General features: G+C 31.8%; 8 protein-coding genes and 1 pseudogene. 1 reads left to right on the top strand and 8 read right to left on the bottom strand.

Going from position 1 to position 12,682, the window contains the following annotated elements; all coding sequences use genetic code 11:
* Positions 1-15 precede the first annotated feature (15 nt).
* Both lepA and coaE read right to left on the bottom strand, forming a co-directional pair.
* Positions 16-1,815: a translation elongation factor 4 gene (gene lepA / locus ERCIPSPA2889_RS00345; RefSeq protein ID WP_157988907.1), complete on the bottom strand. Its 1,800-nt coding sequence runs from the start codon at positions 1,813-1,815 to the stop codon at positions 16-18.
* A gap of 765 nt (positions 1,816-2,580) precedes the next feature.
* Positions 2,581-3,183: a dephospho-CoA kinase gene (coaE, locus tag ERCIPSPA2889_RS00340; protein WP_157988906.1), complete on the bottom strand. Its 603-nt coding sequence runs from the start codon at positions 3,181-3,183 to the stop codon at positions 2,581-2,583.
* 1,554 nt (positions 3,184-4,737) lie between these two features.
* Between coaE and ERCIPSPA2889_RS00335 the strand changes: the two are divergent.
* Positions 4,738-5,862, top strand: a pseudogene (locus ERCIPSPA2889_RS00335) (IscS subfamily cysteine desulfurase); the annotation flags it as partial.
* Positions 5,863-6,193: 331 nt separating this feature from the next.
* On the opposite strand, the gene nuoN reads toward ERCIPSPA2889_RS00335, so the two are convergent.
* The 6 genes from nuoN to nuoI all read right to left on the bottom strand — a co-directional run bounded on the left by nuoN (position 6,194) and on the right by nuoI (position 12,680).
* Positions 6,194-7,645 carry an NADH-quinone oxidoreductase subunit NuoN gene (gene nuoN / locus ERCIPSPA2889_RS00330; RefSeq protein WP_157988904.1) on the bottom strand — a complete coding sequence of 484 codons (1,452 nt, stop codon included), beginning with the start codon at positions 7,643-7,645 and terminating at the stop codon, positions 6,194-6,196.
* 6 nt (positions 7,646-7,651) lie between these two features.
* On the bottom strand, positions 7,652-9,172 hold the full coding sequence (gene nuoM, locus ERCIPSPA2889_RS00325) for an NADH-quinone oxidoreductase subunit M (protein WP_157988903.1): 1,521 nt from the start codon (positions 9,170-9,172) through the stop codon (positions 7,652-7,654).
* Positions 9,173-9,410: 238 nt separating this feature from the next.
* On the bottom strand, positions 9,411-11,255 hold the full coding sequence (gene nuoL / locus ERCIPSPA2889_RS00320) for an NADH-quinone oxidoreductase subunit L (RefSeq protein ID WP_157988902.1): 1,845 nt from the start codon (positions 11,253-11,255) through the stop codon (positions 9,411-9,413).
* Complete coding sequence (gene nuoK, locus ERCIPSPA2889_RS00315; RefSeq protein WP_157988901.1) at positions 11,252-11,554, bottom strand: NADH-quinone oxidoreductase subunit NuoK; 303 nt, start codon at positions 11,552-11,554, stop codon at positions 11,252-11,254. The genes nuoL and nuoK overlap by 4 nt, the downstream gene beginning before the upstream one ends.
* A gap of 2 nt (positions 11,555-11,556) precedes the next feature.
* The gene (nuoJ, locus tag ERCIPSPA2889_RS00310; RefSeq protein ID WP_157989402.1) at positions 11,557-12,123 is read right to left on the bottom strand and encodes an NADH-quinone oxidoreductase subunit J; all 567 of its coding nucleotides are present in this window, start codon (positions 12,121-12,123) and stop codon (positions 11,557-11,559) included.
* 14 nt (positions 12,124-12,137) lie between these two features.
* Entirely contained in the window at positions 12,138-12,680 is a 543-nt protein-coding gene (gene nuoI / locus ERCIPSPA2889_RS00305; protein ID WP_157988900.1) for an NADH-quinone oxidoreductase subunit NuoI, read from the bottom strand.
* Between the last annotated feature and the right edge of the window lie 2 nt (positions 12,681-12,682).

The following is a 12,682-nucleotide window of genomic DNA, read 5'->3' as shown; positions in this document are numbered from 1 at the left end:
AAGATGCTGTAAATCTTATTTATTTTCTATAGAAATATTCATTATTGTAAAAAACGCTTCCTGCGGTAGTGCAATTTTTCCTATATTTTTCATACGCTTTTTTCCATCTTTTTGTTTCTGAAGTAATTTTTTCTTACGACTAATATCGCCGCCATAACATTTAGCGAGAACATTTTTACGCAATTGTTTTACCGTGTTACGAGCAAAAATATTCCTCCCAATAGTCGCTTGTATAATAATTTCAAATTGTTGTCGAGGAATGATCTGTGTAAGTTTATTCACAAGCTCACGCCCATAAAATTGTGCATGCTTACGATGCGTAATTAATGATAACGCATCGATTCGCTCGCTATTAATTATAATATCAACACGAACCATATCGGCCACAGAAAATTTTTTAAAGTGATATTCCAACGAAGCATAACCACGTGTCGTAGACTTAAGATGACCAAAAAAGTCACGAATTACTTCAGACATGGGTATTTCATAAATTAATGTAACCTGTCTTTCATAATAAACTATACTAGTTTGGATGCCACGCTTTTTAATACATAACATAATCACATTACCAAGATACTCTTGTGGTACTAATATTTGACACTCAGCAATGGGTTCGCGTAACTCTGCTATGTCGTTATCTAATGGTAACTTAGTAGGATTATCTACATAAATTAGATTTCCATGAACTGTTTTTATTTCATACACGACAGTAGGGGCGGTAATCATAAGCTCAAGGTTATATTCACGCTCGAGACGCTCTTTAATAATTTCCATATGTAACAGACCCAAAAATCCACAACGAAAACCAAACCCTAAAGCTGTGGAATCTTCTGTCTCATAAAACAATGAAGCATCATTTAAACGTAATTTTCCTAAAGAATTCCTTAACAATTCATAATCATTAGATCTAATTGGAAATAAACCAGCATAAACTTGTGGTTTAACTTTTTTAAAGCCAGGTAATGCATTGGTAGCCATATTATTAGCTAAAGTTAGCGTATCCCCCACTGGAATACCAAAAATATCTTTTACCCCACACACGACCCAACCCACTTCACCACAAAATAAAACACCGGTATCTTTGCGTTTCGGAGTAAAAATACCCACACGATCTATTGTGTAAACTTGATCAGTACTCATTACTTTAATTTTTGCACCTTCACGTAAAATACCATTTTTAATACGTGTCAGAGAGATAACACCAAGGTAATTATCAAACCAAGAATCAATTATTAATGCTTGCAGTGGTCCTTTCGGATCTCCTGTGGGTGGTGGGATGTCCCGTATCAAACGCTCTAACATATCAGATATCCCATCACCAGTTTTAGCTGAACAGACTACAGCATCAGTAGTATCAAGCCCTATTATTTCTTCAATCTCCTGAAACACTCTTACTGGATTTGCTGTAATTAAATCTATTTTATTTAATACAGGAATAACTATTAAATTCATTTCTATTGCACTGTAAAAATTAGCTACAGTTTGTGCTTCTACCCCCTGTGCAGCATCTACTACAAGAATTGCACCTTCACATGCTCCAAGAGAACGAGAAACCTCATATGAAAAGTCGACATGCCCTGGCGTATCAATGAAATTCAGTTGATATATTTTACTATCTTGTGCATGATAAGTAAGAGTAACACTTTGCGCCTTAATAGTAATACCACGTTCACGTTCTAGATCCATTGAGTCCAGCACCTGCTCCGTAATTTTGCGTTCTGTTAAACCGCCACACATCTGAATCAAACGATCAGCAATCGTTGATTTTCCGTGATCAATATGAGCAATAATAGAAAAGTTCCGTATTTGATTCATTAATATCATTTTGCAGACTTTAAATAATTTAGATACATATGGATAATAGCTACAATCTTTTTAATTTTCATCTTTATAAGTTTTTCTGTATACTTTAACATAGAAATTATAATTTTATCATTATAAGACTAAAATCTATATTATATAATTTAGAGATTAAGGATACTTTCAGTGCATGCCTACATGTAGTAAGACCTGAATCTTTCTATTTTTTTATAGAAATAAGATCGAAGCAATACTAGGTATAACAATGACAAAATATATTCTTTTAATGTAAAATCTAGATCTGTTCATAATAAAAATTTGCCTATAATCTACTGGTTATCAGATTCATCAAAATTTAATTAATCTAGAATAGAAAGTTGTTAGAGAAAATTTTAAAACAACCCATATCTATATGTAAAACAATTATAAATGTAAAAATATATTTCTTTTGATCACCTCAATATACATAAAATCTAATTGTCTATTATAATAGAATAAACATTCTAGTATGTTTCTTTATAAGAAAAACTACATTAAGATACTTATAGTAGTATATAACATAGATAAATATGCTTTTTAAAGCAGATATAATAAAATAAGAGACAAGGGATGATATGGGTGTATCATCGAAAAAAAACAAAAAATTAAAAAATTAAAAATTGTATTAACACATATCAATCACTATTTCATGTAAAAAAAATCTTTTTAATTGTCTTTAACAGAAATGCATTTAGATCGATATCTATAATATGATGTTGAATTTAGTATGCATTTACTAAATTATACATGTTTTGAGAAATATAAATAATGCTGATTTAATGAAATTACTTGCTGATTAAGCAAGTATAACGAACCTCTGTTGTCTATAACATCATCTGCAATAGCAGCGCGTGATACAGATGTTGCTTGAGCGCGAATAATTTTATTAACTTCATGATAAGTAATACGATCACGTTTTGCAGTTCTTGTGATTTGTAATTTAAGATCAACATCTGTTAATAAAACGCGATTAGCATAATATTGTAAATTATTTTCTATTAAAAGCGGAACCACCCACAAACACCATGAAGATCGTGAGGATGCTAACTGAGAAAAAGAATCCCGATAAATAAAAGGATGTAATAAATTATTAATCCACAGTCTATCTTCTAAAGAGTTAAAAATTTTTCTTCGTAACAAAGAACGATTTACAATCCAGTCTTTTATAAAGATTTTTTTACCAAAATATTTATATATTGCCATTAAAACTTCCCGATTTTCCACGAGAATCTGGCGTGAAATAACATCAGAGTCTACAATATCAACACCTAATTTGGCAAACATATTTGCAATAGTGCTTTTTCCGCTACCAATACCACCTGTTAAGGCTACAATATAGGACATAAATTTAATATCTCCTTATCTAGCTAATAATCTATTTATAATGCAATGAGCCATTGGTATCTCTTTGTAAATAAGATCAGGGATATTTAAATATCAATTTACTATTTTTCTTTTGAGACGTTAACGTTAAATAAAAAATTATTTATGATGTATGCAACAGCTCTGATTATTAGCAAGAAGACCTCTTACGTAAAATACTTTTCTTATAGAAATTAAAAGTTAACTATCATAAAAATAAAATATATTATTTAGCCAGTTATATAAATTTTTATATTAAAGAAGAATATCTCCTTGTAACTATAAGTTACAAAATAACAAAATTAAAAAACACTAATAGAATTATCTCTTCTTTAAAGAGGTAATTTAACTAATGTTTTGTACCTAATAAAAAATTCACAACGTTTCTAGTTGATAAAAATTTTAGTACCTACCTATATACACCCAATAACTTATATATTTTTCAGAAAACAAAAACTCTACTATATTCTATAAATATTTATTTAATTATTATTAATAATCGACTCATGATATCTGCAGAATATTTGTACATTAATAAAGTTAATTGCGAGATTTAAAAATATATTATATAAATACATATTATCTAATGCTGTTTTTAATCGATTGACCAACGACTTTTAATTTAGACTATATGTTAAAATCAAATTATATCAATCTTAAGATAAAAAATTAAATATAATTTTATCTCCAAAAATATATAAAAATATATACATTTCAGATAGAGAAATTTTTAGTTAAATGCTATTTTTTGCATGCATATATTACTCTATAAAAATTAAAGATATATCAACATAACAAAACTCAAAAAATATTATAAGTAAAAATACTTAATAGACTATATTGTAAATATAATAAAATTCATAGAAATATAATATCTATCTAAAATTAGATATTATATTTCTTAGTTTAGGGCTATTATTTAATATAAAAATGCATTATTAGACTTATATCTCAAAATTATAATTTTATACTCACAATAATCCGTTGTTATTCTTCAAAAAACAACCTGAATTTTTTATTCATAATTAATCTAACCTATCTAGGAAACCTTTTTATAAATCTATATATAGATATTACATACTAATTAGTGAAAATTATATAGATAGTTTATCTTTTTAAGATATTTTCAGCTTTATAATCAATGCTATAATGACTACTAAAAACAAATGATTAGATATCATCTAATTATTAAAATGGAAAATATAGTGGCCATTTGAGATATATTTATAGTAATATATATTATATAGATTATTATACTCTTATTATTAAATCATGCTGAATAATATTCATTTAAAATGAATCTATTTTGTTATTCTAAGTAACAAAATACAAAGATAATAATAATTTTAGAGATATAGAGAAATCATAATAAAAATAAAATAAATATCTAATATTAACTAAATTGTATATATTTTATGCATTTTGATATTTTTTATTTTTTTTGAAATCTTTACTTATAGCCTCAAAAACAACATCATTAAACTCGTCTATGATGCTAGATAGAACAAGAACTTGATCTGAGAATATCTTAAGAGAATGAAATTACCAATTTATCTCGATTATGCCGCCACCACACCCACTGATCCGCGTGTAATGAAAAAAATGCTACAATATTTTACTCTAGATGGTAATTTTGGCAATCCATCTTCTAAATCTCACCAATTTGGTTGGCGAGCAGAAGAAGCAGTAGATATTGCCAGAAATCAGATCGCAGAGCTGATTGGGGCTGACTCAAGAGAAATTATTTTTACCTCTGGCGCGACTGAGTCTAATAATTTGGCTATTAAAGGCGCGGCAACTTTTTATCGTAAAAAAGGTTTGCATCTTATTACCACAAAAACTGAACATAAAACAGTACTAGATACTTGCTCTTATCTAGAATCTGAAGGTTTCAGCATTACTTATCTTAATCCATCACGCAATGGTATTGTTTCATTAGAGCAGCTAAAACAATCATTACGTCCTGACACTATACTCGTTTCTATTATGCATGTTAATAATGAAATTGGTATTATACAAGACATTACTGCTATAGGAGAAATATGTCGAGAACATGGCGTAATCTTCCATGTTGATGCTACACAAAGTATTGGAAAACTACCTATTAACCTCAAGAACCTAAAAATTGACCTTATGTCATTTTCAGCACATAAAATATACGGACCAAAAGGTATTGGTGCTCTTTTTGTTAGAAACCATCCACGTATTTATCTATCCCCGCAAATCCACGGCGGCGGGCATGAGCGCGGCATGAGGTCCGGCACGCTTCCAGTACATCAAATTGTTGGCATGGGTGAGGCATTAGCGATTGCTCAAGATACAATGAAAAAAGAGATGTTGTGCATTTGTAAACTACGCACACAACTTTGGAAAGGCATTAAACATCTTAAAACAGTATCTCTTAATGGATCTTGGAGTCAGGGGGCAGGGCATATTTTAAATATTAGTTTTTACAATATTAGTAAAACTGAATTACTGATATCACTAAAAGATCTAGCTATTTCTACTGGATCTGCTTGCCTTTCTAGCAGCATCGAACCTTCTTATGTTCTGACAGCTCTTGGTATCAACCCAGAGGTCGCGCTTCATTCTATTAGATTTTCTTTAGGACGCTTTACCACTCAAGAAGAAATTCGTTACGCGGTTGATTTAATAAATAAAATGAATCATTGATAGCAGGTGCTAGAATCATCAACATTCAACTAAAATTCTATAGCTATTATATAAACTTCTCAGAAATGAGATATCTGTTAATGTTTTAATTAAATTTCCATATATATGGTATAAGTTTATATGTATTATTGATTATAACAAATTGTTATATTGTCATAATAAAAAATAATTTAAAAAAATCAGATTTTTATAGTAAGGCTTAATATAAATCAATACTATACTATGCAGTATCCTTACTAAACCATTGGCGCTCCTATTCTATATAAAATATAGTTATCTCTTACTATAATAATAAAATTATTTACTATAATGTCCATTTTTAGAGTCTTATAAGATGAACTAACTCAATAATAGGTTGTGGGTAAATCCCCAATATTATAGAAAGAGCGGCAAATAAGATAACCGTCATATCAGTCGAATGTAACGCCGAATGACGATGTAGCGGTAAATGTTTTATAGATTTGTTAGGTGCCAAGTATAAACCAATAATAACACGCAAATAATAGTATAATCCAATAGCACTTCCGAGAACCATTGCTATTGTTAGAACCCATAAGTGAGCATAAACTCCTAGAGATATCAAGAAAAACTTACCTATAAAACCAAGAGTCATAGGGACACCAGCAAATGAAAAAATTGTTACCGTCAAAGCAATTGCTAAAGCAGGATTACGCCAAAATAGGCCCCGATAATAAGATAACTCTTCAGAAACATTATTTCTTGTGTTCGGCATAAGACTAACTACACCAAAAACTCCCAAAGTGCTAAAAAGATAACTTACGAGATAAACAGAAGAAGCTTCTAATGATAGATCAGAATATCGCACTGCAATTAAAGTAATTAATAAATACCCAAAATGTGCTATAGATGAATAACCTAAAATACGTTTAATATTTTTTTGCCTAAGCGCCATCAGATTCCCAAATAATATAGACGCTATTGCTAGTATACTCAATGCAAAATTTATACATTCAAAATTTTTTATAGATGTATAGATCAATAAACGCATTAAAACACTAAATACTGCTATTTTGCTAGCACTGGCTAAAAAGGTCCCTACTGAAGAAGGCGCTCCTTGGTACACATCAGGCGTCCAAAGATGAAAAGGTACTAATGAAAGCTTAAATCCAAAACTTACAATCATTAAAGAAAAACCTGCTATCATTAATGCTTCCGAACTCAAACTATTGCTTTTCGAATAAATACACTCCTCAAAACCAAGACTTCCTGTATGTGCATAAACTAGCGCTATACCAAACAGCAGGAACGCAGAGGCAGCAATAGATAATATAGCGTATTTTAAAGTTGCCTCTAAAGAACAACCAATATTTACCCCATAACCTACTAAACCAACTAACGGTAAAGACAGTAATTCAATACCAATAAATAATGATGAAAAATGATTAGCGCTAACCAAAACAACACCGCCAAGTGTAGAAAGTATAATAAGTAAGTAAAATTCTTCACGGTTCTTTGGATACTCTCTTATCCATGGGTAAGAGAAAATGCAAGCAGATAAACTAGAAAAAACCACTAAAATAGTATAAAAAACAGAATATCTATCTATGCGAAGTAGTGGGGTAACATCCCCTTCTTTTACCTGCACTACAAAATATAAAGAAAGTAATACCAAACTAAGACTAGAAAAAGAAATAGCAGCACAAAAACGATGATTGCGCTTTAAGCCAATACCTAGCATAATAATCACTACTGTTAAACTAAGGATTAATAACGGTATCATCAGAATGAATTGTTGATTAATGACTGTCATGATAACTTACGGTCTTATTGTGAGTATAGTAGTATTGAATAATTTCTGAATATTCCCCATAGCAACATAAGAGGTATCCAGGATCGGCTGGGGGTACAAACCTAAAAAAATTAATAAAAATAATAGCACCAAAATAATAGTCAGCTCACGAGATGACATCTCATATAATGGAACTTCTGATTTCGACTTTCCATAGTAAGTTTTTTGCATCATAATTAAAGAGTATATAGCAGAGAATACTAAACTAGATGTAGCAATTATAATAATCCATGGCGCTATATCAAAACCGCCAATAAAAATCATAAATTCACCAATAAAATTACCTGTACCAGGCAGTCCAAGATTTGCCACAGCAAAAAATAAAGATAACCCAGGAAGCCATTTAATTCGTGACCATAAACCACCCATATATCGCATATCGCAAGTATGTAAACGTTCATAAAGTTGTCCGGCAATAATAAATAGCGCAGCAGCAGACAAACCATGTGAAATCATGTGAATAACAACTCCTTGATATGCTATTAAGTTTCCTGTATATATTGCAATAAGTAAAAAACCCATATGAGAAATTGAGGTACAAGCAAGTAAGCGCCTGATGTCATTTTGAGAAAAAGCCATCCAGGCTCCATAAAATATACCAATAATTCCTAACCACATAGCAGTTGGAGCAAAAATAGCAGAGGCATGAGGAAATAATGGCAAAGCAAAACGTAATAAACCATACGTAGCAGTTTTTAATACAATACCTGCCAATTCAACTGAACCAGCAGTAGGAGAGCAATTATGTACGTCTTGTAGCCAGCCATGTAGAGGAACAACTGGTATTTTTACTGCAAATGCAATAAAAAAGCCCATCATTAACACTTGTTCGACTCTAAGTGACATAGGAGTCTGTAATAAACTCTCATAATGAAAAGTTAGATCTCCTGTCGATATAAAATGAACAAAAACTAGGCCTATAATAGCCATAAGCATTAATAACCCGCTCACCTGTGTGTATATAAAAAACTTGGTAGCAGCAGAAATACGATCCTTTCCATCTGCAGATTTATTACCCCATAGCGAAATTAAAAAATACATGGGCACCAGCATCATTTCCCAAAAAAAGAAAAATAAAAATAAATCAATAGCAAGAAATACACCAATCACTCCTCCTAATAACCAGAGCAAATTTAGGTGAAACAAACCGTGACACTTATTGATCTCTCTCCATGAAGATAAAATTGCTAAAAAACCCAATAAACTCGTGAGAATCACCATTAATAATGATAAACCATCAACAGCTAAGGAAAAAGTAATACCAAATCGAGGAATCCAAGGAACAGAAAACTGACTTTGCCACTGCAAACCACTGTGTATCTGCGATAACTCATGTTCACCATACATCCCGCATATCAATGAAAGAACTAGCGTGAGCCCCATAGTGATTAAAGCTATCCAGCGAGGCTTTTTAGTACCAAAATGTTCCGAAAAACAAGAAATTAAACCACCAATAAAAGGTAATGTGACAAGCCAAGGTAATAACATTATAATAGTTCTTCTTTATTTTACACAACCTGGCTATATCTGTTTTAATCTAGATATAACCTGAATTGAGTTTATGTATTTTTATATTTACAAAAAATGTTTAAAAAATAGCCTTTGAGAAAGTAAATAATACATACTTTTACAAATTAAATGCAAATCTTAGCGTATATCATAAAATTTGATGATAAAATGTAATACAAGCTCATAAGATAAAAATACAATCTTGATTTTCTATATTTTATCTTACCATTATCAATGCGAGTAAAAAAACAGCGCCGTAACTCATTACAGCTACATGCCAACGTACATAACTGCTTTCACTAATCATTAATCCCTTGCTGCTACTATGCACTACATAAGCTAAACTATTGATCGCCATGGCCAATGGGTCACTTGATAATACCTTAGCAACTTTTAAATACGTCTGAATAAAAACTTTATGATATAACCAATCAAAACCCCACCCAGATAACCACCATATTCTTAAAAAACGTCCTAATTTACTGCATGCGATATTCTCTAAATATGCGGAAGGGCCTAACCATAATACAGCCGATATCACACAACCTATCATTACTATTACGCTTGAGGTGATTTTCAGGAAAAATAAATGATCATTTATCAATAGGCTGCTTTCTGGGAATACTCCTTGTAGCGGCGGAAAAAATAAAGATCCTACTACACTTGACAGTAGCGATAAAATAATTAAAGGTATATAATACATGAAATTCGGTGATATTTGTGCATATAGATTTTTTAATCTACCATGAAATATTAGAAAAATCATTCGACATGTATAAAGTGATGTGATCAATGACCCGATTAATCCTGCAAGCATCAACATGATATATCCATGATCTAATGCTGCCACTAAGATGCTTTCCTTGCTAAAAAAACCTGATGTAATTATAGGAAAGGCCATTAAGGAAGCGCCGCCAATAATAAAACAAGAATAAATTAAAGGGATCCTTAAGCGCAACCCACCCATCTTAAACATGTTCTGCTCATGATTACAAGCGATGATAAGCGATGCAGCAGAAAGAAACAATAATGCTTTAAAAAATGCATGCGTCATTAAATGAAAAATAGCTGGCTGCCAAGCTTGAACGCCTAGTGCCAAAAACATATATCCTAGTTGACTCATGGTTGAATAAGCTAATACACGTTTAATATCAGTTTGCACTAAAGCAGAAAGCCCAGCTAAAAGTATAGTCATTGCCCCAATGACACCCACTAAATAAAGAATGCTTGGTGTTAGCAAAAAAAGGACATGCGTACGAGCAATTAAATATACACCGGCTGTTACCATAGTTGCAGCATGAATTAATGCAGAAACTGGAGTTGGACCAACCATAGCATCTGCCAACCAAGTCTGTAATGGTAATTGAGCAGATTTTCCAACCGCTCCAACTAATAACATTAAGGTAATCCATGGTAGTATGTGCAAATGCTTAAAATAGGCGTCTTCTGCAACTAACTCTCCGATATTATGAAAATTTAAAGTATGTGTCACACTATAAAGCATTAAAAGCGCAATAAAAAAACATACATCCCCAACACGAGTTATAATAAAAGCTTTTATAGCTGCTGCGCCATATTCTGGATTAGTATAATAAAAACCTATTAATAAATACGAACAAAGACCCACGCCTTCCCACCCAAGATACATTAAAGCTAGATTATCCGCTAAAATTAGCACAAGCATACTGGCAATGAAAAGATTAATATAAGCAAAAAATCGTGAATAACCCTCTGCACCTCTCATATACCAAGATGCAAACATATTAATTAAAAATCCAACTCCAGTCACTATAGCAAGTAAAGTCAATGACAGTCCATCTAGCATTAACCCCACATCTACCCTAAGAATCTCTATGTCAATCCATGTCCACAAAGTTTGATTAAATACCTCTTGATTGCTTCTTAAAAAATCATAACCAATATAACCTGTTATCAGTATTGTTAAACCAATTGATATAAAACTAATAACAGAACTCAAAGTTTCTGATATACGACCAGAAGAACAAGCAAGACATAAAAACCCCATTAATGGGCACAGTATGGTAAAATAAAGAAGATTCATTCACGCATCCCGCTTACTGTATCAATATCAAGATTTTTAGTACGATAATAGAGCTGCAGTAACAAAGCAAGGCCAACACTAGTTTCAGCTGCTGACAAACTAATAGCAAAAATAAACATAATCTGCCCATCTGCTTGATTCCAATAACTACCTGCTACTACTAGCGCCAATGCTGCAGCATTAAGCATAATTTCTAGACTGATTAACATAAATAGCAAATTACGACGAATCATAACACCAGTTAATCCCAGACAAAATAAAAATGTCGCTAGAATCAGTCCATGATGTAAAGGAATCAAAACTACTTCTCCAATTGACTTTTAAAAATATTTTTGTGTGGAGTAGATAAGCGTTTCTTCTGTAATATCACACCTGTTTGTCGTGAATCCTGTCCAATATGACACCCTACAATAAGCCCAGATAAAAGAAGCATGGAGATTAATTCAACCGCTAGCACATAAGGACCAAATAGCTTCATACCGACTTGCTTTCCATCAATCATAATACAATAAATTCTGGAGTTATTTTTTAATATAACGGAATATGAAATAATAAAAAACAATAAAAGAGATAAGAATCCTGGGCCAATCCACGCTCGTGGTGGAAGCCAGGTTGTTTTCTTTTTGATAACACTTTCGCTCAGATTTAACATCATTACTGAAAACATAAACAATACTACTATCGCCCCAGCATAGATAATAATTTCAAGTGCAGCAGCAAAATAGGCGCCCACTGAAAACAAGACACCAGATACGGCTAAAAATGACATAATTAAGTATAATAATGCATGTATAGGTCTTTTATGCCAAATAACACACATAGTTGTCAGAACAGCTATTAATCCACAAATATAAAATAAACATTCCATACCCGCATCCTTCATTAAGGTAATAAGCTCTTAACATTAATAGGCTGCGTCTCTTGTTTGGAAAAACCTTTACCCTTGCCTGCAATTTCCATACCTGAAATCCTATAAAAGTTATATTGTGGATACTTTCCAGGACCAGAAATTAATAAGTGTTCTTTTTCATATATTAAATCTTGACGCTTAAACTCACTTAATTCAATATCTGGAATTAATTGAATAGCAGTAGTTGGACAAGCTTCTTCGCATAACCCGCAAAAAATACATCGCGAAAAATTGATACGAAAAAATTCTGGATACCAACGCCCGTCTTCCATTTCAGACTTCTGTAATGCAATACACCCGACCGGACAAGATACTGCGCAAAGATTACAAGCTACACAACGCTCGAGGCCGTCTGGATCGCGTGTTAAAATAATACGCCCACGGTAACGAGAGGAAAGAACCAAAGGTTCTTCAGGATACATCAAAGTCTCTCGCTTAGCAAATACATTTTTACCAATTAGAAAAATGCTACGCAGAATTGTACTCAGTCCGATGACAATATTCTTCAATGTCATTG

Source organism: Candidatus Erwinia haradaeae (genome assembly GCF_900698985.1).
Classification (GTDB): Bacteria; Pseudomonadota; Gammaproteobacteria; order Enterobacterales; family Enterobacteriaceae; genus Erwinia_E; species Erwinia_E haradaeae_B.
The sequence above is the reverse complement of the archived record's forward strand: the minus strand, read 5'-3'. Positions and strand labels throughout refer to the sequence as shown.

Coding starts and splice junctions, on each gene's coding strand:
- lepA (WP_157988907.1), bottom strand. CDS start 1,815: ATGAATCAAATACGGAACTTTTCTATTATTGCTCATATTGATCACGGA.
- coaE (WP_157988906.1), bottom strand. CDS start 3,183: ATGTCCTATATTGTAGCCTTAACAGGTGGTATTGGTAGCGGAAAAAGC.
- nuoN (WP_157988904.1), bottom strand. CDS start 7,645: ATGACAGTCATTAATCAACAATTCATTCTGATGATACCGTTATTAATC.
- nuoM (WP_157988903.1), bottom strand. CDS start 9,172: ATGTTATTACCTTGGCTTGTCACATTACCTTTTATTGGTGGTTTAATT.
- nuoL (WP_157988902.1), bottom strand. CDS start 11,255: ATGAATCTTCTTTATTTTACCATACTGTGCCCATTAATGGGGTTTTTA.
- nuoJ (WP_157989402.1), bottom strand. CDS start 12,123: ATGGAATGTTTATTTTATATTTGTGGATTAATAGCTGTTCTGACAACT.
- nuoI (WP_157988900.1), bottom strand. CDS start 12,680: ATGACATTGAAGAATATTGTCATCGGACTGAGTACAATTCTGCGTAGC.